This window comes from Streptomyces atriruber (genome assembly GCF_001418325.1).
Classification (GTDB): domain Bacteria; phylum Actinomycetota; class Actinomycetes; order Streptomycetales; family Streptomycetaceae; genus Streptomyces; species Streptomyces atriruber.
The window spans coordinates 278-20,602 of record NZ_LIPN01000096.1 but is presented as its reverse complement, the minus strand read 5'-3'; the positions used below and the strand labels follow the sequence as shown (position 1 = coordinate 20,602).

Annotated in this window: 17 protein-coding genes and 1 pseudogene; 9 read left to right on the top strand and 9 right to left on the bottom strand. The window is 72.8% G+C overall.

The window, feature by feature from the left end; all coding sequences use genetic code 11:
• The first annotated feature begins 58 nt into the window (after positions 1–58).
• Positions 59–775 (top strand): ArsR/SmtB family transcription factor, encoded by a 717-nt coding sequence (locus AOK03_RS11175; RefSeq protein WP_055565040.1) that lies wholly within the window; start codon positions 59–61, stop codon positions 773–775.
• A 17-nt stretch (positions 776–792) separates the two neighbouring features.
• Here AOK03_RS11175 and AOK03_RS11170 read toward each other — a convergent pair whose 3' ends face one another.
• On the bottom strand, positions 793–1,368 hold the full coding sequence (locus tag AOK03_RS11170) for a TetR/AcrR family transcriptional regulator (protein WP_055565039.1): 576 nt from the start codon (positions 1,366–1,368) through the stop codon (positions 793–795).
• Positions 1,369–1,437: 69 nt separating this feature from the next.
• Between AOK03_RS11170 and AOK03_RS11165 the strand changes: the two genes are divergently transcribed.
• Positions 1,438–2,028 (top strand): dihydrofolate reductase family protein, encoded by a 591-nt coding sequence (locus AOK03_RS11165; RefSeq protein ID WP_055565038.1) that lies wholly within the window; start codon positions 1,438–1,440, stop codon positions 2,026–2,028.
• Positions 2,029–2,083: 55 nt separating this feature from the next.
• On the top strand, positions 2,084–3,136 hold the full coding sequence (locus AOK03_RS11160) for an urea transporter (protein WP_244177569.1): 1,053 nt from the start codon (positions 2,084–2,086) through the stop codon (positions 3,134–3,136).
• A gap of 43 nt (positions 3,137–3,179) precedes the next feature.
• Here AOK03_RS11160 and AOK03_RS11155 read toward each other — a convergent pair whose 3' ends face one another.
• Positions 3,180–4,259, bottom strand: coding sequence for a Zn-dependent alcohol dehydrogenase (locus AOK03_RS11155; RefSeq protein WP_055565123.1), 1,080 nt, complete (start codon positions 4,257–4,259; stop codon positions 3,180–3,182).
• Positions 4,260–4,346: 87 nt separating this feature from the next.
• The gene (locus AOK03_RS11150; protein WP_055565037.1) at positions 4,347–5,735 is read right to left on the bottom strand and encodes an aldehyde dehydrogenase family protein; all 1,389 of its coding nucleotides are present in this window, start codon (positions 5,733–5,735) and stop codon (positions 4,347–4,349) included.
• Positions 5,736–5,912: 177 nt separating this feature from the next.
• On the opposite strand from AOK03_RS11150, the gene AOK03_RS11145 reads away from it, so the two are divergent.
• Together AOK03_RS11145 and AOK03_RS11140 are read left to right on the top strand one after the other, a co-directional pair.
• On the top strand, positions 5,913–6,962 hold the full coding sequence (locus AOK03_RS11145; RefSeq protein ID WP_244177568.1) for a sulfotransferase: 1,050 nt from the start codon (positions 5,913–5,915) through the stop codon (positions 6,960–6,962).
• Positions 6,963–7,356: 394 nt separating this feature from the next.
• Positions 7,357–8,571 (top strand): S8 family peptidase, encoded by a 1,215-nt coding sequence (locus AOK03_RS11140; protein WP_055565036.1) that lies wholly within the window; start codon positions 7,357–7,359, stop codon positions 8,569–8,571.
• Here AOK03_RS11140 and AOK03_RS11135 read toward each other — a convergent pair.
• The 5 genes and pseudogenes from AOK03_RS11135 to AOK03_RS11115 form a co-directional block, all read right to left on the bottom strand.
• Positions 8,555–9,790, bottom strand: a complete 1,236-nt coding sequence (locus tag AOK03_RS11135; RefSeq protein ID WP_055565035.1) for an MFS transporter — start codon at positions 9,788–9,790, stop codon at positions 8,555–8,557. The genes AOK03_RS11140 and AOK03_RS11135 overlap by 17 nt on opposite strands.
• Complete coding sequence (locus AOK03_RS11130) at positions 9,790–11,217, bottom strand: CitMHS family transporter (RefSeq protein ID WP_055565034.1); 1,428 nt, start codon at positions 11,215–11,217, stop codon at positions 9,790–9,792. The genes AOK03_RS11135 and AOK03_RS11130 overlap by 1 nt, the downstream gene beginning before the upstream one ends.
• Positions 11,218–11,294: 77 nt before the next feature.
• The gene (locus tag AOK03_RS11125) at positions 11,295–13,715 is read right to left on the bottom strand and encodes a caspase family protein (RefSeq protein ID WP_208609524.1); all 2,421 of its coding nucleotides are present in this window, start codon (positions 13,713–13,715) and stop codon (positions 11,295–11,297) included.
• Positions 13,705–14,549, bottom strand: a pseudogene (locus tag AOK03_RS11120) (hypothetical protein). Before AOK03_RS11120 ends, AOK03_RS11125 begins: the two are co-directional and overlap by 11 nt.
• Before the next feature lie 57 nt (positions 14,550–14,606).
• Entirely contained in the window at positions 14,607–15,194 is a 588-nt protein-coding gene (locus AOK03_RS11115; protein WP_055565033.1) for a TetR/AcrR family transcriptional regulator, read from the bottom strand.
• 183 nt (positions 15,195–15,377) lie between these two features.
• On the opposite strand from AOK03_RS11115, the gene hmgA reads away from it, so the two are divergent.
• The 3 genes from hmgA (at position 15,378) to AOK03_RS11100 (ending at position 18,953) form a co-directional block, all read left to right on the top strand.
• The gene (gene hmgA, locus AOK03_RS11110) at positions 15,378–16,748 is read left to right on the top strand and encodes a homogentisate 1,2-dioxygenase (RefSeq protein WP_055565032.1); all 1,371 of its coding nucleotides are present in this window, start codon (positions 15,378–15,380) and stop codon (positions 16,746–16,748) included.
• A 28-nt stretch (positions 16,749–16,776) separates the two neighbouring features.
• Entirely contained in the window at positions 16,777–17,526 is a 750-nt protein-coding gene (locus AOK03_RS11105) for a GntR family transcriptional regulator (RefSeq protein ID WP_055565031.1), read from the top strand.
• Positions 17,527–17,750: 224 nt separating this feature from the next.
• Positions 17,751–18,953 (top strand): type ISP restriction/modification enzyme, encoded by a 1,203-nt coding sequence (locus AOK03_RS11100; protein ID WP_055565030.1) that lies wholly within the window; start codon positions 17,751–17,753, stop codon positions 18,951–18,953.
• Here AOK03_RS11100 and AOK03_RS11095 read toward each other — a convergent pair.
• Entirely contained in the window at positions 18,950–19,669 is a 720-nt protein-coding gene (locus AOK03_RS11095) for a TetR/AcrR family transcriptional regulator (protein ID WP_055565029.1), read from the bottom strand. The two genes, AOK03_RS11100 and AOK03_RS11095, sit on opposite strands and share 4 nt — an antisense overlap.
• 64 nt (positions 19,670–19,733) lie before the next feature.
• Here AOK03_RS11095 and AOK03_RS11090 point away from each other — a divergent pair.
• The coding region (locus AOK03_RS11090; RefSeq protein WP_244177567.1) for an ABC transporter ATP-binding protein at positions 19,734–20,325 on the top strand (592 nt) is incomplete at its 3' end.

The window sequence follows — 20,325 nt, the reverse complement described above, 5'->3', positions numbered from 1 at the left end:
CCCCGAGGGCCCCGACGGTTCGGCCCGCGCCGAACCGTTCCTGCCCCATCCTGGAGGCATGAAGCCGGGCCCCACGAAGAACGCCGACCCCCTCACCCCCGCCCTCGCCTCGCTGGCCGGGCTGTTCGCCGACGAGACGCGGGCGGCCTGCCTGCTCGCACTGCTCGACGGGCGGGCCTGGACGGCCGGTGAGCTGGCCCGGCACGCGGGCGTCGCGCCCTCGACCGTCAGTGAGCACCTGGACCGTCTGGTCGCGGGCGGCCTGCTCACCGAGGCCCGCCAGGGCAGGCACCGGTACGTGAGACTGACCGACGCGCGGGCCGCCCAGCTCGTCGAGGACCTCGCCGCCCACGCGGCACCCGGGGCCCCGGTGCGGCCGCGCACGCTGCGCGAGGCCGGCGCCGCGGGCGCGATGGCACGGGGCCGCACCTGCTACGACCACTTGGCGGGGCGGCTCGGGATCACGGTCACCGGGGCGATGACGGAGCGGGGGCTGCTGCGGCAGGACACCGGATTCGCCCTGACCGACCAAGGGGTGGCCTGGTTCGGGGAGTTGGGGATCGAGCTCGCGCGCGGCGGACGGCGGCCGCTGGCCCGGTCCTGCGTGGACCGGACCGAGCGCAGGCCGCACCTCGCCGGGGTCGCGGGGGCGGCGCTGTGCGGGCACGCGCTGGCCGCGGGCTGGTGCGAGCGGATCGGCTCGGGGCGCGCCGTACGGGTCACACCGGCCGGGGCGCGGGCGTTCGCCGCGCACCTTGGCATCGACGCCTTCTGACCGGGCGCCCGGCCCGCTCACTCCGTGACGATGCGCTCCACCGCGGCCGCGACGAGGGCGTCGCGCTCGGCGTCCGAGAGGAAGTCGGGCAGGGTGAGCTGTTCGACGATGAGCCAGTTGAAGGCCAGGTACAGCAGCTTGACGGCCGTGGCGTCGCCGGGCAGCCCCGAGGCCTCGTGGTACGAGAGGTTGGCCGCCAGGTCGGCGCGGACGCGCTCGGTGAGGACGGCGCGCAACTCCGGGCGCCGGGTGGCCTCCAGGCGCAGTTCGAGCAGCGCCAGATAGCCCGTACGGAAACCGCTGACGCGGCCGACGACCTCGCGCATCAGCTGGACGTACGTCTCCTTGTCCGGCTTGGCCGAGCGCTGCCGCTCGACCTCCGCCGCGTCGGGCGTCAGGCGTTCGTAGACCCGGGCGCCCGCCTGGGTGAGCAGGTCGTCGCGGTTGCCGAAGTAGTTGGACGCCGTACCGGTCGGCACCCCCGCCTCGGTGTCCACCGCCCGGAAGGTCAGCCCGCGGGCGCCCTCCCTGGCCAGCACCTCGATGGCGGCGTCGACCAGGGCCGCCCGCCGACCGTCATTCCTGCGCACCATTGACACCACTCCATCTGAAGTACTACGTTTCGACCACTACAGCAAGAGTACTACAGGGGGAGTTACCAGATGCGCAAGCTCGTGTACTACATCGGCGCCTCCGTCGACGGATACATCGCGGGCCCGAAGGGCGAGTACGACTTCTACCCCGTCGGCGACGCGGACCGGGCCGCGGAGTACGCCGCCCGGGTCAACGCCCGCTTCCCCGAGACCGTGCCCACCGCCCTGCGCCCGCACGTCGGCCTGGCGGACGCCGCCAATGCGCGCTTCGACACGGTCCTGATGGGCCACAACACCTACCGCCAGGCACTGGCCCACGGCACCCCGAGCCCGTACGCGCACCTGCGTCAGTTCGTACTGTCGAACTCGCTCGGCACCGCCCCGGACCCGGCGGTGACCGTGGCGGCCGGTGACCCGCTCGCGCTGGTCCGCGACCTCAAGCGGCAGCAGGGGCAGGACATCTGGCTGTGCGGCGGCGGCCGGGTCGCGGCCGCGCTGCTGCCCGAGCTCGACGAGCTGATCGTCAAGAGCTACCCCGTGGTCGCGGGGGCCGGAATCCCCGTCTTCGACGGGCAGTTCGACCCCACGCGGTTCCGCGTGACGGCCCGCGAGTCGTTCGACAACGACGTCCTGATGACGTGGTTCGAGGCGGTTCGGTAGATGTAGTCTGCATCCGTCCTGCCGGACGAAACAGGGACGTAACGCGGGAGTGGCCGTGGGGCACGCAATGGATGCGCTGGACGCCGGGGGCTCGACCGGAGAACCGGAGGGTTCGAGGACCGGCGGCCCAGAGGGGTCAACAGGGCGCGGAGAGCGGGCAGTCGGGCCGCCCCGCGTCCGGCTCTTCGCGGCGCAGGTACTGCGCGGTCAGGCCCAGGTCACCTTCCTGCCGAACGCCGTCACGGGCCTCCTCTTCAGCGCGGCGCTCTTCGCGGCGGGCTGGGAGTACGGGATCTATGGGCTTCTCGGCACCGCCGTGGGCACGGCCACGGCACGGCTCCTCGGCGTGGACCACGAGCGGGTCTCGACCGGCCTGGAGGGCTTCAACGCCTGTCTGACGGCGCTCTGTTTCGCGGTCTTCCTGGGCGCGGAGCAGGTGTCGACGGCGCTGCTCGCGGTCGCGGGCTGTGTGGTCGTCACGGTCGTGACGGCGGCCGTGGTCCGGCTGCTCGGTGTCTGGGGCCTGCCCTCGCTCACCCTGCCGTACTGTCTGCTCGCCACCGCGGTGACCATCGCCGCGCCCGGCTTCGGACGGCTCTGGCACACCGGGCAGGGGCCGGCCGCGCTCCCCCTGCCCGCGTCGGGCACGACGGCCGTCGAACCGGCCGAGCTCGCACGGGGGTTCCTCGCGGGCTTCGCCCAGATCTTCTTCATGCCGCAGTGGTACGTGGGCGCCCTGCTGCTGCTCGGCCTCCTCGTCGCGGGGCCCCGCACGGCGGCCGTCGCATGCCTCGGCAACGCCGTGGGCGTCGCGACCGCGTGGGGTCTCGGCGCGCCCGCGGCGCGGATCGCCGACGGCACGATGGGCTACAACGCCGTGCTCGTGGCGCTCGCCCTGTGCGGCGTCTTCCTGCCGGCCCGGGCGGCGACCCTCACGTACGCACTCGTGGGGGCCGCCGCCGCGACGGCGCTCGGGCCCGCCGTGTCGGCGCTCTTCGCACCGTCCGGCGGCCACGCCTTCACCTGGCCGTTCGTCCTGACCACGTTCGTGTTCCTGGCCGGGGCCAAGTCCTTTCCGCGGCTGACCGGTTCGGGCGACGGGGACTGACCCCGAAGGGGAGCCGCCGGGGACCGAGCGGAGACGGGACCGGTCAGAAGACGACCAGTGCCCGGCCGCCCTTGCCCGCGATCATGTTCTCGAAGGCCGCCGGAATGCCGTCGAGCCCGATCCGGTCGGTCACCAGGACGCCCAGGTCCAGGCGCCCCGCCCGGATGTGGTCGGCGAGGACCGGCAGATCGACCGCCGGATCGCAGTTGCCGTACACACAGCCGGACAGCGTCCTGCCCCAGTGGAAGAGCTCCAGGGCGTTGAAGGTGACCTGCTGGTCCTTGCCGCCGATGCCGACGACCGTGGTGCGTCCGCCGCGCCGCGTCGACTCCCAGGCCGTACGGATCGTCACCGCGCGGCCCACGCACTCCACCGCCACGTCCACGCCCTGCCCGCCGGTGAGCTTGCGGATGTCGCGGGCCGTCGTCTCCGAGGCCACCACGTAGTCCGTGGCGCCGGCCGAGCGGGCCAACTCCTCCTTCTCCGGGGAGACGTCGACGGCGACGATCCGTCCGGCGCCCGCGATCCTGGCCGCCTGCAGCGTGGCGAGACCCACCCCGCCGACGCCGAGGACCGCGACGCTCTCGCCCTCGCGGACCCGCGCCGAGTGGTGCACGGCGCCGTACCCGGTCAGGACGGCGCAGCCGAGCAGCGCCGCGTCGGCGAGCGGGACGCCGTCCGGCACCGGCAGGACGCAGTTGGCGGCGACCACCGTCTCCTCGGCGAACGCGGCGACGTTCAGGCCCGGGTGGAGGTCGCTGCCGTCGGGGCGCCGGGCGTAGACGTCCGCGGCGCCCGCGAGGGCGTTGCCGCAGAGCCACACCTCGCCGATCGCGCAGGCGTGACAGCTGCCGCAGGACGGTGCCCAGTTCAGGACGGCCCCGTCGCCGGGCGCGACATGCGTGACGCCCTCGCCGACGGAGACCACGGTGCCCGCTCCCTCGTGGCCGAGGACGGCGGGCACCGGCACCCGCATCGTGCCGTTGGACAGGGACAGGTCGGAGTGGCAGACCCCGGCGGCTGCGAGGCGCACCCGCACCTGGCCGGGGCCCGGCTCCGGCAGGTCTATCTCGGCGATCTCCAGCGGGGAGCCGACGGCGGGCAGGATGGCGGCGCGGACCACGTTCACGTACTCCTTGGGTCGGAACCGCACGGACGGCGTCGAGCGGTTCGGGACGGCGTCGAGCGGATCAGGACTGGGTCGAGCGGGTCAGAACTGCAGGGACTTGGTCTGGAGGTACTCGGTCAGGCCGTGCGCACCCAGTTCGCGGCCGACGCCCGACTGCTTGTAGCCTCCGAAGGGGGCGAGCGGGTTGAAGCTGCCGCCGTTGATGTCGACCTGGCCGGTGTCCATCCGGCGGGCGAACGCCACCGCCTCCGCGTCGTCGGCCGCCCACACCGCGCCCGCGAGCCCGTACACGGTGCCGTTGGCGATGCGCAGGGCGTCGTCCTCGTCCTCGTACCGGATGATCGAGACCACCGGGCCGAAGATCTCCTCCTGGGCGATGGTCATCTCGGGGGTGACGTCCGCGAAGACCGTGGGCTGGACGTAGTAGCCCTTGTCCTTGGGCGGTTCGGCACCGCCCGCCACGATCCGGGCGCCCTCCTCGACGCCCTTCTCGATGTAGCCGCGCACGCGCGCCTGCTGCTTGGCGTTGACGACGGGGCCGATGCGGTCGCCGTACTTGGCGGCCGCGGCCGCGGCGAGCTCCACCGCCTCGTCGTACCGGTCGGTGTGCACCAGCATGCGGGTCCAGGCGCTGCACGTCTGGCCGGAGTTGGACATGACGTTGGCCACGCCCACGTTGACGGCCTTGGCGAGGTCGGCGCTCGGCAGGATGACGTTGGCGGACTTGCCGCCGAGCTCCAGGGCGACGCGCTTGACGGCCGCGCCCGCGGTGGCGCCGATCTGCTTGCCGACCGCCGTCGAGCCCGTGAACGAGACGAGGTCGACGCCCTCGTGCTCGGCGAGGGCCTGCCCCGCGACCGGGCCGAGGCCGGTGACGAGGTTGAACACGCCCGCGGGCACGCCCGCTTCGTGCACGGCCTCGGCGAAGAGCTGGGCGGTGAGGGGGGTGTCCTCGGCGGGCTTGAGGACGACCGTGCAGCCCGCGGCGAGCGCGGGGGCCACCTTGTTGACGATCTGGTGGAGGGGGTAGTTCCAGGGGGTGATCGCGCCGACCACACCGACCGGCTCCAGATACACGGTCGAGTTCCCCACCTTCTCCTGGAAGGGGTGGGTCGCCGCGAGCTCGGCGTACGAGCCGGAGACCAGGATCGGCACCCCCGCGTGCACGGCCTGGGAGAAGGGCAGCGGCGCCCCCAGCTCGGCGGTGACGGTCTCGGCGACCTCGTCCTTGCGGGCGACGAGGCGGTCGCGGACCGCGCCGATGAGGGCGGCGCGGTCGGCGGGCGGGGTGGCGGCCCAGCCGGGCAGTGCGGCGCGGGCGGCGCGGACCGCGGTGTCGACGTCCTCCGCGGTACCGGCCGGGACCTGGCCGACGGGCCGCTCGTCGGCCGGGTTCAGGACCGTGATGGTGTCGGTGCCCGCAGCCGGCCGCCAGGCGCCGTCGATGTACATCCCGTCGTGGGCCTTCATCGCATTCCTCCAGGTAGTCGTCCGCGTTACAAACTAGCGCTGATAGTTTTCTGACACCAGGGGCATCAGGGGACGGGGGCGGCGCCGTTCCGCACCGTGCCGCTGCCACCTGGTGCGCACGCCTCCCCTGTGCTGAGGTGCACAGGACCCCGGAACATCCGCGACGCCCCCCGGAGAGTGACCTTGCGCAGCCTGACCTTCGTCATCGGCACGGGCCGCAGCGGCTCCACCGCGCTGTCCCGCATCCTCAACAGCCACCCTGACGTACTCAGCCTCAACGAGTACATGGCCTCGGTGGGTGACGCGGCCTTCCCCGAGGGCCCGCTGCCGGGCGCGGAGTTCTGGGAGACCCTCTTCCGGCCCACCCCATACTTCGCGGCCATGCTCCGCAGCGGAGTGCCGATGCCGGAGTTCCTCTACAACCGCACCTCCGGCCGGTACGCCCCCGAGACCACCGGCATCCCGGCCCTCTCCCTCATGGTGCTGCCGCACCTCACCGACGACCCCGACGGTCTGCTCGACGAGATCCGCGCGGCGGTCGTCGAGTGGCCAGAGCGCGCGCCCGCCGCCCACCACGAGGCGCTCTTCGAGCTGCTCGGCGCCCGGTTCGGCCGCACCGCCGTCGTGGAACGCTCCGGCTACTCGACGGGCTGGGCGCCACGGCTGCGCGCCGCCTTCCCGTACGCGAAGTTCGTGCACCTCTTCCGGGACGGGCCGGACTGCGCCCTGTCGATGAGCCGCCACTCCGGGTACCGCGTGATCAGCCTGATGCGGGAGATCGGGGAGCTGACGGGCGTCGGGAACCTCGCCGAGCTGACGGCCGAGCAGGCGCGCCGACTGCCGCCGGACCTCGCGTCGCTGCTCGGCGAGAGCTTCGACCCCGCCCTCGTGCGGGATCGCGCCTTCCCCGTGCGGCAGTTCGGCGACCTGTGGTCCGAACTGGTCACCGAGGGCGTGTGCTTCCTCGACGAGCTGCCACCGGGGCAGGGCATGGCGCTCGGCTACGAGGGCCTCCTCGACGCACCGCACGAAGAGCTGGCCCGGCTCGCCGCGTTCGTCGGCGTCGAGCCGGACCCGAGGTGGCTGGAGAGCGCGTGCGCGCAGCTCGACCACGGCCGTCGCGACTCCGCGCGCAAGCAGCTGACGGCCGCCGAGTACGACGGACTGCGGGAGGGGTGCGCCGCGGGCACCCGGGCGCTTCGGGCGGCCGCACACCATTCCGGTTGAGCCGTCCGGCCGACTCCGCGAAGGCGTCCCCGGACGGAACTCCACTCACCGCCGAGTCCTTCTCCGTCCCTCCTTCAGATTCACGAAAGGCCTCTGACCAGCGTCTCGTCCGCTCAGCGGACGGTTCGGGGTGCCCGCGCGGCATCCGCGCCCTCTCCCGCCCCGGTCTGTTTTCCGGACACACCCCACGCATTCGTCACGTATTCGATTTCAGAAACGTGAAAGTGGCATGACAAGGCGTCAACTCTCTTGCTCCGGACGGGTGGAGCGGCCACGCTACTGATCGCGACGGGAGCGGCACTCACCGCTCCCATCTGTGTGTGCGATCCCGCACACCCCCCACAGTCGCGTCGCCCGACCCGGGCACGCCGCCTATGAGGAGGACTCCCTCGTAATGGCCATGCTTCGCAGCAAGAAGACTGTGATCGCCGCGGCGATCTCGACCGCCACCGCCGCCGCGGTCCTCGGTGCGGTCACCGCTCTGCCCGCCCAGGCCGCCCCGGCCGAGGGCCACGTGATCGCGGCGGGCTCCGCCGACGCGATCAAGGGCAGTTACCTCGTCACGCTGAAGGAGGGCTCGGGCCTGAAGGCCGCCACGAGCCAGGGCAAGGACCTGATATCCGAGTACGGCGGCTCGGTGCAGAAGACCTTCAAGTCCGCGCTCAACGGCTACTCCGCGAAGCTGAGCGCGACGGAGGCGAAGAGACTGGCCGCCGATCCCGCGGTCGCCTCGGTCGAGCAGAACCAGAGACTCCACGTCGATGCGACCCAGTCCAACGCCCCCTGGGGCCTGGACCGCATCGACCAGCCGAAGCTGCCGCTGTCCGGCACCTACACCTACCCGGACAGCGCGGGCACCGGCGTCACCGCGTACGTGATCGACACCGGTGTGCGGATCACGCACTCCGAGATCAGCGGCCGCGCGGTGAACGGCTACGACGCGGTCGACGGCGACAACACCGCCCAGGACGGCAACGGCCACGGCACGCACGTCGCCACGACCATCGCGGGCAAGACGTACGGCGTCGCGAAGAAGGCCAAGATCGTGGCCGTCCGCGTGCTCGACAACAACGGCTCCGGCACCACCGCCGGTGTCGTCGCGGGCATCGACTGGGTGACGGGCAACCACGCCGCGGGCGCTCCTGCCGTGGCCAACATGTCGCTCGGCGGCGGCGCCTCCACCACGCTCGACAACGCGGTGAAGAAGTCCGTCGCCGACGGCGTCTCCTACGCGGTCGCGGCGGGCAACGCCAACACCAACGCGGCCAACACGTCGCCCGCCCGCGTCCCCGAGGCCATCACGGTCGGCGCCACCAGCAACACGGACGCCAGGGCCAGCTTCTCCAACTACGGCTCGGTCCTGGACATCTTCGCGCCCGGCGTGAACATCAAGGCGGGCTGGAACACCGGCGACACGGCGACCAACACCATCTCCGGTACGTCGATGGCCACCCCGCACGTCGCGGGCGCGGCGGCGGTCTACCTGGCGGGCCACACCTCGGCCACGCCGGCGCAGGTCTCCTCGGCCCTGACGAACGGTGCCACGCCCAACGTGGTGACCAGCCCCGGCTCGGGTTCGCCGAACAAGCTCCTCAAGATCGTCTCGTAACCCGCCGCTCGACACGGTCAGTAGTGCCCCGGAGGCTGCCGGCGCCGCCTCCGGGGCGCTTGCGTGCGCCGAGCCCCGCGGCGACGAACAGCAGCCCGCCCAGCATGACGAACGGGGCCGCCACACCCGCGACCCCCGCGATCAGGCCCGCCGACGCGGGCGCCGCGACCTGCCCCAGCCGGTTGCCGGTGAGCCGCAGCGCGAGCGCCGTGGAGCGCGCGCCGTCCGGTGCCGCCTGGACGACGGTCGTCATGGAGAGCGGCTGACCGACACCGAGGCAGAAGCCGAGCACCGCGAGCACCAGCGCGAGGGCCCACACCGGGACGGGCAGCGCGATGCCCGCGCAGAGCAGCCCGGCGAGGAGGCAGGTGGTGGTCAGCAGCGCCGTCCTGCCGAGGAGCCGGATCAGCGGGGTCATCACCAGACGGCAGGCGATGGTGGCGGCGGCCCGCAGGGAGAGCAGGAGTCCGACCGTGGCGGGCGCGATGCCCCGGTGCTCGCCGACGACCGGCAGATACGCCGTGAGGATGTCCGTCGCGGAGAGCACGGCGAGGCTGATGAAGATGCCCGCGGGCACGCCACGGGTGCGCAGGATGCCGAGGACCGGCACCCGCCCGCCACGTTCCGGTGCGAAGTGCCGCCCCGGGTGCTCGATGCGCCACAGCGAGGTGAGGGAGACCGCCGCGACCGTCGCCGAGACGAGCAGGGCGAGGGCGCTGGTGCGGTCCATGTCGGCGCCGATCAGGGCACCGGCGGCGATCGGCCCGACCAGCTGGCCGAGGGAGGCGCCGATGGTGAAGTGCCCGAAGTTCCGGTCCTGTTCGGCGGGTGCGGACTGCCGGGCGACGAGCGACTGCGCGCCGATCACGAAGCAGAGGTGCCCGAGCCCCATCACACCGCTCCAGGCCGCCATCGCGGCGAGCGAGTCCGCGACGCCGCTGAGGGCGCAGCCGCCCGCGATCAGGACGACGCCGACGGGCAGCAGGGGCGCGCACCGCCCGTGGTCGGTCCTGCGCCCGAGCGGTACGGCGGCGAAGAGCGGCAGCAGCGCGTACACACCCGCGATGACGCCGATGGCCCGCTCGTCGGCGCCCAGCGCGAGGGCCCGGTAGGAGACGGCGGGCCGCGCCATCGACACCGCCCCCTGCGCGAAGCTGAAGGCGATGACGAGACGGAGCAGCCAGCCCCTCCCACCGGGCCCGGATGACGCGGTGGGCATCAGATGATGCCGAAGAGGATTCCGGCGCCGAGCACGACCAGCGAGGTGAGCACGGCCCATTTGACGGTGAACTTGGTGTGGTCGCCGAACTCGACCTTGGCCATGCCGACGAGGACGTACACGGCGGGCACCAGCGGGCTCGACATGTGCAGGGCCTGACCTGCGATGGAGGCGCGGGCGATCTCCAGGGTGCCGACGCCGTGCGCCTGGCCCGCCTCGGCGAGGACCGGCAGGACGCCGAAGTAGAAGCCGTCGTTGGACATGAAGTACGTGAGCGGGATGGAGAGCAGCCCGGTCACCAGGCCCATGTGCGGTCCCATGCCCTCGGGGATGGCGTCGACGAGCCAGTCGGCCATGTGGTCGACCATGCCGGTGCCCTGGAGGACGCCCGTGAAGACGGCGGCCGCGAAGACCATGCCGGTGACGTTGAGGACGTTCTCGGCGTGGGCGCCGATGCGGGCCTTCTGGTCGGGCATGTGCGGGAAGTTGACGGTGAGGGCGAGCGCGGCGCCGAGCAGGAAGAGGACCGGGATCGGCAGCCACTCCATGATCATGGCGGTGAGCAGCAGGACGGTGAGGGCCGCGTTGAACCAGTAGAGCTTGGGGCGCAGGGTGGCGCGGTGGGGGTCGAGCCCCTGGAAGCCGTCGTCGCTCTCGCTCGCTCCCTCGCTCCCGGGTGCGTCCGCGTCGGTGCCGTCGCCCGCGCCCCCGGTGGGCTTCTTCGTCAGCGACGTACCGCCGTCGCCACCGGCCGAGCCCACCATGACCGTCTCGTCGGCCGTCTCCTTCTCCAGGACCTCGTCCAGCGAGAGGATGCCGAGCCGCTTGCGCTCCCGCAGACCCAGTGCGTACGAGAGGACGAAGACGGCGACGAGCCCCATCGCGAGCGCCGGGATCATCGGCACGAAGATGTCGGCGGCGTCCACCTTGAGTGCGGTCGCTGCGCGGGCGGTCGGGCCGCCCCAGGGCAGCGTGTTCATGACGCCGTTGGCGGTCGCGGCGACACCCGTCATCACGACGAGGCTCATCTTGAGGCGCTTGTACAGCGGATACATCGCCGAGACCGTGATCATGAAGGTCGTCGAGCCGTCGCCGTCGAGGGAGACGATGGCGGCGAGCACGGCGGTGCCGACCACGATGCGCACCGGGTCCGCCTTGCAGAAGCGCAGGATGCCCCGGACGATCGGGTCGAAAAGGCCGACGTCGATCATGACGCCGAAGTACACGATGGCGAACATGAGCATGGCCGCCGTGGGCGCCAGATTGCCGACGCCTTCGAGGACGTAGTCCCCGAGATGGGCTCCCTTTCCTACGAACACGCAGAAGAGCGCGGGGATCAGCACCAGTGCCGCGATCGGCGACATCTTCTTCATCATGATCAGCACCAGGAAGGTGGCGATCATGACGAATCCGAGGATTGTCAGCATGGGGGCTACCTAACGTTCACCATCGAACTCCCACCAGGTCTGGCGGTCCGGATGACGTTAGGACTCGCTATCAAGCGTTAACAAGATGTTGACGCGCGAGCAATAAGCGCAAAACTCCTGGTCACGGCCGTGTGTCGGGGACATCGAGGAGGATCACGCCGTTGCGGGTGGCGACGGCGAGCTCGCCGCGGGGGCCGGTGGCGAGGCCGGCACAGACGGAGGGGAGCGCGACCCGGGTGTGTACGAAGCCATCGTGGACCGCGGCGACCACCAGCTCGCGGCGGCCCGCGGCGGCGTACGCCTGACCGGCTCCGCAGCAGCTCCTCGACGTCCCGTACCGCACGCCCGGCCCGCCGTCCCTTCGCCGTGCGCAGCCGGGGCAGCGCGGCGAGGAGCTGGTCCGGGTCGGCGGTGAGCACGAAGTCCGCGTCCTCCACCAGCGGGTCGAGGACGCCGCCCTCCGCCGCGTGCAGTGCGAGGTACCGGCGTACGTAGGCGTGGTCCAGGTCCTTCAGGACTCCTGCGACCACGCCCTGCACCCGCCGGGCGCTGCGGCCCTCGCGCAGGTACTCGACGAGGGCCCGGTGGTAGATCCGGTAGACGGACTCGTCGTCCTCGACGCTCTCGACCACGTACGACCCGGCAGTCTGCGTCAGCCAGACGACGTCCTCGTCCCCGTACGTCCGGCCGCTGATCGCCGTCGCCAGGCGCGGCCACACCCCGCCCCACGGCAGGCCCACGCCCTGCGCGAAGGCGAGCGGGCGGAGCAGGTCGCGGGCCCGGCCCGCCAGCGGGCCGAGGCGCTGTTCGAGGTCGCGCTCCATCGCCTCGCCGGGCAGGCGCGGCAGTTCGTCGCGCCAGCGCCGGTCGTCCGGGTCGGGCACGCGGGTCTCGCGGGCGGTGGTGCGGGCGGTGATCCGGGCGACCAGGAAGGAGCGGCCCGCCGCCTCGGCGATGGCGTGGGCGATGGCGTCCACGCGGTCGGGCGGCGCCGTGCAGAGCACGGATCCCGGCGTGGTGAGCAGCTTGCGGGTGTAGGCGCGGACGGCCTGCGGGTCGCCGTGGCGTTCGTCGTCCAGGTCGATGCGGCTCGCCGCGGCGGGCAGCAGGCGGGCGATGTGGGGGCGGGCGCCGACGAGGAGGCGCAGCGGGAGCTGGCGCCGGGGGTCGATGAGCGGGGCGATGAGTTCCTCGACCGTGTCGTGCGGGTCCAGCGCCTCGTCGAGGGAGTCCATGAGGACGACGAGGGGTTCCGAGCGCGCCTGGAGGTGGGCGGCGAGTGCGCCGAGGGACGCGGCCGCGCAGCCGGATGCGGCCGAGAGGGCGTCCAGGAGCTGACGCTTCGTCTTGTGGGACGCGTTGACGGCGACGTCCACGGCGCCCGGTTCGGGGAGCCGCGCGGGCAGTCCGGTGCGGGGCACGGCGGCGGCGTGGGCCGCGTCGGTGAGCACGGTGACCATGCCGAGGAGGGAGGACTTGCCGGAGCCGGGGTCGCCGGTGACGACGCACAGGCGGTCGGCGGCGCGGTGCGGTGCGAGCCAGTCGGTGATGTCGGTCAGGGCGGTGTGGCGGCCGGTGAAGTCCCAGACCTCTTCGGTGGGCACGTCCGTGCCGCGGGCCCTGGGCAGGAAGAACCCGGTCAACTCGGCGGTGCGGGCGCGGCGTTCACGCCCCGCCAGGTCGATGATGCGGTCGATCTCCTCCAGCTTGAGGCCGGAGGCACCGGGGACGTACCGGGGGTTGGACAGGAAGTCGGGGATGTCGGCGACGGCGTGCGTCACGGACCAGTTGGCCCGCTGGGTCGGCGGGACCAGGGGGTCCGCCCTGATGGCGCGCATGACCTGGCCGATGCCGATGTGGGCGGGCACGTGTCCGGCGGTGGCCTGGCTGCGCACCGCCCGGTCGAAGGCCGCGGACAGGGCTCCGGCGACCGCTTCCTCCTTGCGCCGGGAGGCGGCGATGATCACCAGGCCGGTGGAGCCGGGGTCGGTGACGGAGGTGTGGGTGCGCCGAGCTTCGAGGGCGGCGCGCAGCGCGCTGTCGGCACCCTCTTCGGCGTAGCAGGCGTCGATGAGGACGAGGAGTCGTGCCACGGGGGTGTCCTCCCACAGCAGGGCCACGAGGTCCTCGGTGGGCAGGGCGGTGCCCCGCAGGTCGCGGGCGTCGCTGTCGGCGAGCAGCAGGTAGTGGCGGCCGCTGCGTTCGGCGGTGACGCCGTGGCAGGCGAGGTAGAGGACGACGTAGTCGTCGGGGGCGCGTTCGGGGGCGGTGGCGAATGCGCGCAGGCCTTTGGTGAGTTGTTCGCGGGTCGGGCCGAGGCCCAGGTCCGCGCCCCTGCGGTAACCGAGTTCGCCGAGGAAGAGCCGGTCGACGCGGGCCACGTCGTCGGCGAGTTCGGGGCGGGCCACCTCGGGGTGCGCGTGCACGTCCGGGACCGCGGTCGACAGCAGGAATCGGCGTGCCGGCGCGGGCTTCGTGGCGGGCTCGTCAGCCGTCACCGCATCCCTCCCGCACCGCTCTGCCCGCCTCCTCGGTGCACAGATAGCGGGTCACGTCGTGGGCCTTGGCGCCGTTGTGCACGAGGTGGCCGCGCACCCGCTCGCCGAAGAGCGGACGCAGGTCCTTCACCAGGGCGACGACGTCCCCCGCGTCGGCGATGTTGGTCCAGTGCCCGACGCGGCCCGGCCAGTCCCCCGGGCTGCCGCCCGGACCGGTCCGCAGCCGGTCGAAGACCAGGTGCCGGATGCCCAGCGGGGAGCCGAGCGTCAGCAGCGCCCTGGCGGGCCACTCGGGGTGCGCGCACAGGGCTTCGTAGGCGACGACGCTGCCGAGGGAGTGGCCGACCAGGACCCGGGTGTCGTCGGTGACGGCCGCGACGACGCGGCGCTGCACCTCGGCGTGGACGGCCGGGTCGGTGAGGTAGGCGCGCACCTGCCTGAGGTCGAGGATCAGGGCGCGCAACGCCACGTCGGCGAAGAACCGGGAGCGGCTCAGCGCGTCGAGCGCGCGCTGCACGGCGCGCGGGTGCGGGCGTCGGGCGGCAGGACGGCGGGGTCGGTGCGGGCGACCTCCGCCCACCACTGCAGGAGCAGCTCGGTCTCCAGCCCCTCGGCGACGTCGGAGGCGTCGAGCGGCGGGTCGAGGACGGCGAGCGTCCGGCCCGCGGGCCGGAACAGGTCCCCATAGAAGACGCAGGTCACGTCCGACGCGGCAAGGGGCGGCGCGGCGGCGCGGGTCAGTCCGTCGGCGAGCGCCGGGCGCCAGGAGGCGTACAACTGGCTCTCGCCCATGTGCTGTTGGCCGATCCCGTGGACGCACACCACTCGCCCCATGTTCCCCCTCGGCCCGCCATCGGGTGCGATCACCTCAGTGTCGGGCCCCGCCCCTCCTCAGTCCAGCGACCGCGCGAAGTACGCGTGCAGCAGGACCCGCGCCTCGTCGACGAGGGCCGCGTCGCCCGACGGGTCGGCGCGGAAGGCCAGTTGGAGGACCGCGTCCACCGCTTCGACGCCGACGAGGACGGTGCGGCGCAGGGCGGCGTCGAGCGGGCGGTTCAGGTGGTCGGCGAGCAGGGCGGCCACCCGCTCGGCCACCTGCGAGTTCGCGTCCGGCATCGCGTCCGGCGCGGAGGGGATGCCGAAGTCCACGAGACCGAAGCCGGGGACGGTGCGCATCATCACCAGGTACTCGTCGAAGGCCGCGTCGACGGCGCCGCGCCAGTCGCCGTGGTCGATGCCGGTCACGCGGGCGGCCACCCGTTCCGCGTACGCGTCGAGGTTGCGGTGGGCCAGCGCGTCCGTGAGCGCCCTCTTGTTGCCGAAGAAGCGGTAGACGGAGCCGATCGGGACGCCCGCGCGCTGGGCCACGGCGCGGGTGGTGAGGGCTTCGTAACCGGACTCGTCCAGGACGGCGGCGCAGGCGTCGAGGATCCGGGTCAGCCGCTCGGCGCTGCGCTCCTGCACGGGGACGCGGCGCATGGAGGCCGGGGGCCTCGGGTCGGACCGCGGACCTGGGCGCGAGCCGGGGCGCGGGTCCTTGGACGGGTTCGGGTGGGGCATTCCGGGAGAGTAGAGCATCGCTCACATTCCCGCTTCCTCTTGCGCAAGGAAAATGGGAATCCTACGGTGTTCCATAGGAATCACTGATGAGGGAGCGGTGTGATGAGCGGGGACCACGCAGGCAACGCGGGCCGGGCCGATGCGAACCGGGCGGACACGGGCACGCACGACGCACGCAAGACCGCCGAAGGGCTGACCTATCTCTCCGGCTTCGGCAACGAACACAGCTCCGAAGCAGTGCCCGGCGCACTGCCGCACGGCCGCAACTCTCCCCAGCGCGCCCCCCTCGGTCTCTACGCCGAGCAGCTGAGCGGCAGCGCCTTCACCGAGCCCCGCGCGCACAACCGCCGCTCGTGGCTGTACCGCATCCGCCCCTCGGCCGCGCACCCGCAGTTCACGCGCGTCGACAACGGCACGGTCCGCACGGCACCCTTCGCCGAGTCGGTGCCCGACCCGAACAGGCTGCGCTGGAACCCGCTCCCCGAGCCCGCGCCCGGCACGGACTTCCTGGCGGGCCTGTGGACGCTGGGCGGCAACGGCGACGCGGCGCAGCGCACCGGCATGGGCATTCACCTGTACCACGCCAACTCCTCGATGACCGACCGCGTGTTCAGCGACGCCGACGGCGAGCTGCTCGTCGTGCCCGAGCACGGCGGGCTGCTGCTGCGCACCGAGTTCGGGCTGCTGCACGCCGAGCCCGGCGAGGTCGCGCTCATCCCGCGCGGCGTCCGCTTCCGCGTGGAGCTCCTGGACGCGACGGCCCGTGGGTACGTGTGCGAGAACTACGGCGCCCCCTTCCAGCTCCCCGACCTCGGCCCGATCGGCGCCAACGGCCTGGCGAACGCGCGTGACTTCCGCGCTCCCGTCGCCGCGTACGAGGACGTCGAGGGCCCGGTGGAGGTGGTCAACAAGTTCTGCGGCAACCTGTGGCGCGCGACGTACGACCACTCCCCGCTCGACGTGGTCGCCTGGCACGGCAACCACGTCCCGTACGTCTACGACCTGCACCGCTTCAATGTGATCGGCTCGATCAGCTACGACCACCCGGACCCGTCGATCTTCACCGTGCTCACCTCGCCGTCCGACACCCCGGGCCTCGCGGGCGTCGACTTCGTGGTGTTCGCGCCGCGCTGGCTGGTCGGCGAGGACACCTTCCGCCCGCCGTACTTCCACCGGAACGTGATGAGCGAGTACATGGGCCTGATCGAGGGTGCGTACGACGCGAAGGCGGAAGGCTTCGTCCCCGGCGGCGGCTCGCTGCACAACATGATGTCGGCGCACGGCCCGGACCGCGAGACGTTCGAGAGGGCGTCCGCCGCCGAGCTGAAGCCGCAGAAGATCGATGACGGCCTTGCCTTCATGTTCGAGACGCGGTGGCCGGTGACGGCGACGGAACAGGCGGCAGGGGCGTCCCACCTGCAGCGCGGCTACGACGACGTATGGCAGGGTCTGGAGCGCCACTTCCGCAACTGACGCAATACCACTCTGATTCGGAGAGACCGTGACCGCATTCGCCCCGGACTCGATCGTCCTGAATCGGAAGTTGCCGCTCTGGTACCAGGTGTCGCAGTCCCTGCGCGCCTCGATACTCGGCCGCGCCCCGGACGCCCCGCTCCGGCTGCCCACCGAGGAGCAATTGGCGGGGCACTACGGAGTGAGCGTGCTGACCATGCGGCAGGCACTCAAGGAGCTGGAGGACGAGGGGCTGATCACCCGCCACCGGCGGCGCGGCACCTTCATCGAGCCGAGCGCGCGGCGCGGCTCCCCCGTCCGTCTGCTGGGCTCGGTCGACGCGATCGTGGCCCAGCAGTCGGGCATGACCACCCGCCTCCTCGACCACGGCACCACCCCGCTCCCCGGCGAACTCGCCGGGCACTTCCCGGGGTCGGCCGAGGTGGCCACGTACCACCGGCTGCGCAGCGACGAGAAGACGGGCGAGCCGACCAACCACGCCCGCAACTACATCCGGCCCGAACTGGCGGCCCGCATCGACCTGGACGACCTGGTGCGCTGGCCCATGACGAAGGTCCTGCGCGACGTGGTGGGCGTCCGCATCAGCCGCATCACCGACACCGTCGAGGCCACGCTCGCCGACCCGGAGACCGCGCGGCTCCTCGAAGTGCCGCTGCTCAGCCCGATCCTGCACTACACGGGCGTCACCTACGACGAGGAGGGCCGCACGCTGGACGTGGCCCGCATCCACTACCGCGGCGACCGCTTCTCCTTCTCGGTCACGCTCGACGCGACGTGAGAGCCTGTGTCATAACCCCGGCCGGGTGGTCGCCGCCCGGCACGCACGCTCGCCGCGTTGCCGAAACGCCCAGGTAGCTCCTCCCCCAGGCCTGAAGGGCCCGGGGGGGGGACCCCCACTCAGGACGCTCCGGCGCCTTGCGATCGCACGCACCAGACGACGCCCACTGATCCGACCGGGGTTATGACACAGGCTCTGACAGGACCGGGCGGGCACGTCGTACGATGCCGGGCGTGACGCACGACGAAGCGCCGCTGCTCGCGGACCTCATGCCGTGGTCCGTCGCACCGCTCCGGACGGGCCGGGGGTGGCCGATGGGCCCGGACGCCGCATCCCTGAAGGCCCGCTGGGACACCTTCGTCCGCTCCCGTGGCCCGGACCGCGAGGCCCTCTTCCGCCCCACGCGCGCCCGCACCCTGCACACCGCGGTCGCCCAGCTGCCCGGCCACCCCGGCGGAACGGGCAGGCTGGCCAAGGAGACGGGACCCTGCCCCGAGCCCGTGCGCGTCCTGCACGGGCCCTTCGACGAGCAGTGGCTGATCCCCGACCACCGCCTCCTCGACGTCGCCCGGCCCGAGCTGTGGCGGGTGGCGGGCGAGGGGCAGCTCTTCGCCGTCGAGCAGGGGTACGTCCCCGGGGCCGCGGGGCCCGCCGTCCTCGCCACGGGGGTGCTGCCGGACGGCCGCTCCCCGGCGGGGCGGCCGGGGCGGATCCGGCCGCTGTTCCGGCGCCCCGGCGGCCTGGAGCCGAACGTGGCGCCGGGGCTGCTCGCGCACCTGTCGGACGTGCTCGGCCGCGAGGTCGCCGCGCGCGACCTGCTGGCGTGGGTGCTCGTGGCAGGAACCGGATCGGCGGCGGGCTGCCGGGTGCCGCTCACCCGCGATGGCGGTGCCTGGGCGCGGGGCACGGAGCTCGGACGGCGGCTGCTCTGGCTGCAGCTGCGCGGCAACGGCGAGCGGCCGAAGCTGCCCGGCGGCCGCAGGCCGTACGTCAGGGCACCGCTGCCCGCACGGCCCGCCGCCCTGTCGTACGACACCGAGGACGAGGTCCTGTGGGTCGGCGGCGAGGGCGTCATCTCGCCGGTGCCGCGGGAGGCGTGGGAGTACGAGGTGAGCGGGGTGCGCGTCGTCGAGCGCTGGTTCGCGCTGCGCACGGAGGCGGCCGAGGCGGGGACGCTGGCGGCGATCCGGCCCGGAATGTGGCCCCGGGCGTGGACGTCCGAACTGCTCGAACTGATCACCGTGCTCGCCCTGATGGCGGAACTTGCGCCCGCCCAGAAGGAGTTGACCGGCTCCCTCGGCCCAGGGATCACCGGCGACGAGCTGCGCGGCGCGGGCGTACTGCCCGTGCCCGACACCGCGCGGCGGCCCGCGTCCGTCCTCGACCACCACGAAGAGGGCCCCGACGGACAGTTCGCCCTGCTCTAGGGCACCGGGCGGAACGAGTCGAGGAGCCTGCGCAGCGCCCGCTCGAAGCTCTCCTCCGCGTCACCGGGCGGCGGCGCCTGCGCCAGCATCCCCGCGAGCCGCGGATACGCCCCGTCCGCCAGCTGTCCGGCCAGGTAGGCGGACCGGGCCTGCTGCTCCTGCTCCGGCGACCAGGGCAGGTCCCTGGTGCGCTCGGCGACGGCGATCTCGTTGGCGACGGACGTCATCGCCGTGCCGTTGACCATGGCGATGAGCTCCATCTTGGTGCCGTAGGGCGCGTCGAGGCCCTCCAGGACGCCGAGGCAGTGCTCCAGGTACCGCAGCGCGTTCGGGCTGAGGCCGTAGACCGTCGACATCACGCGCACCAGCCACGGGTGCCGGTGCAGGATCGCCCGGCTCTGCCGGCCGATGCCGAGCATCCCGGCGTACCAGTCGCCGCCCACGGCCTCCTCGGCCAGCTCGTACTCGCCGCTGACCGCGTCGACCATCAGCTCGTACAGGTCCTCCTTGCGCGGCACGTAGTTGTACAGCGACATCGTGCCGCAGCCCAGCTCACCCGCCACCCGCCGCATGGACACCGCGTCGATGCCGTCCGCGTCGGCGATGCGGACGGCCGCCGCCGCGATGTCGGTCCTGCTGTACGCGGGCTTGGGGCCGCGGCCCGCACGCTCGGGGCGCGCCCAGATCACTTCGGGAGTGGCCGCTCGGCCCGCCATTGATCATCACCTCGCCCCCCATGTTAGTTACGTACAGCGTACGTAGTGATGTACCGTGCACGGTATGACTTCTACGTACGCTGTACTTAGTGAAGGTCTGGAGAAGCGCTTCGGCTCCGGCGACACGGCCGTGAGCGCCCTGCGCGGCCTGGACCTGGCGATCGCGGAGGGGACCGTCTGCGGACTCCTCGGACCGAACGGCGCGGGCAAGACCACCGCGGTGCGGGTGCTCACGACCCTGCAGACGCCGGACGCCGGGACCGCCCGGGTCGCGGGGCACGACGTGGTGCGGGACCCGGCGGCGGTCCGGCGGCACATCGGTGTCGTCGGGCAGTACGCATCGGTCGACGGCGATCTGACGGGCCGCGAGAACCTGCGGCTCTTCGCCCGTCTGCTGCGCGCGCCGCGCGGGCGCGCCGAGGAGCTCCTGGAGCGGTTCGGGCTCGTCGAGGCGGCGGACCGGCCCGCCCGCACCTACTCGGGCGGCATGCGGCGCCGCCTCGATCTCGCGGCCGGTCTGATCACCCGCCCCGCCGTGCTCTTCCTCGACGAGCCCACGACCGGCCTCGATCCGCACAGCAGGAACGCCATCTGGGAGGCCGTGCGGAAGCTGGCCGGGGAGGGCACGACGGTGCTCCTCACCACCCAGTACCTGG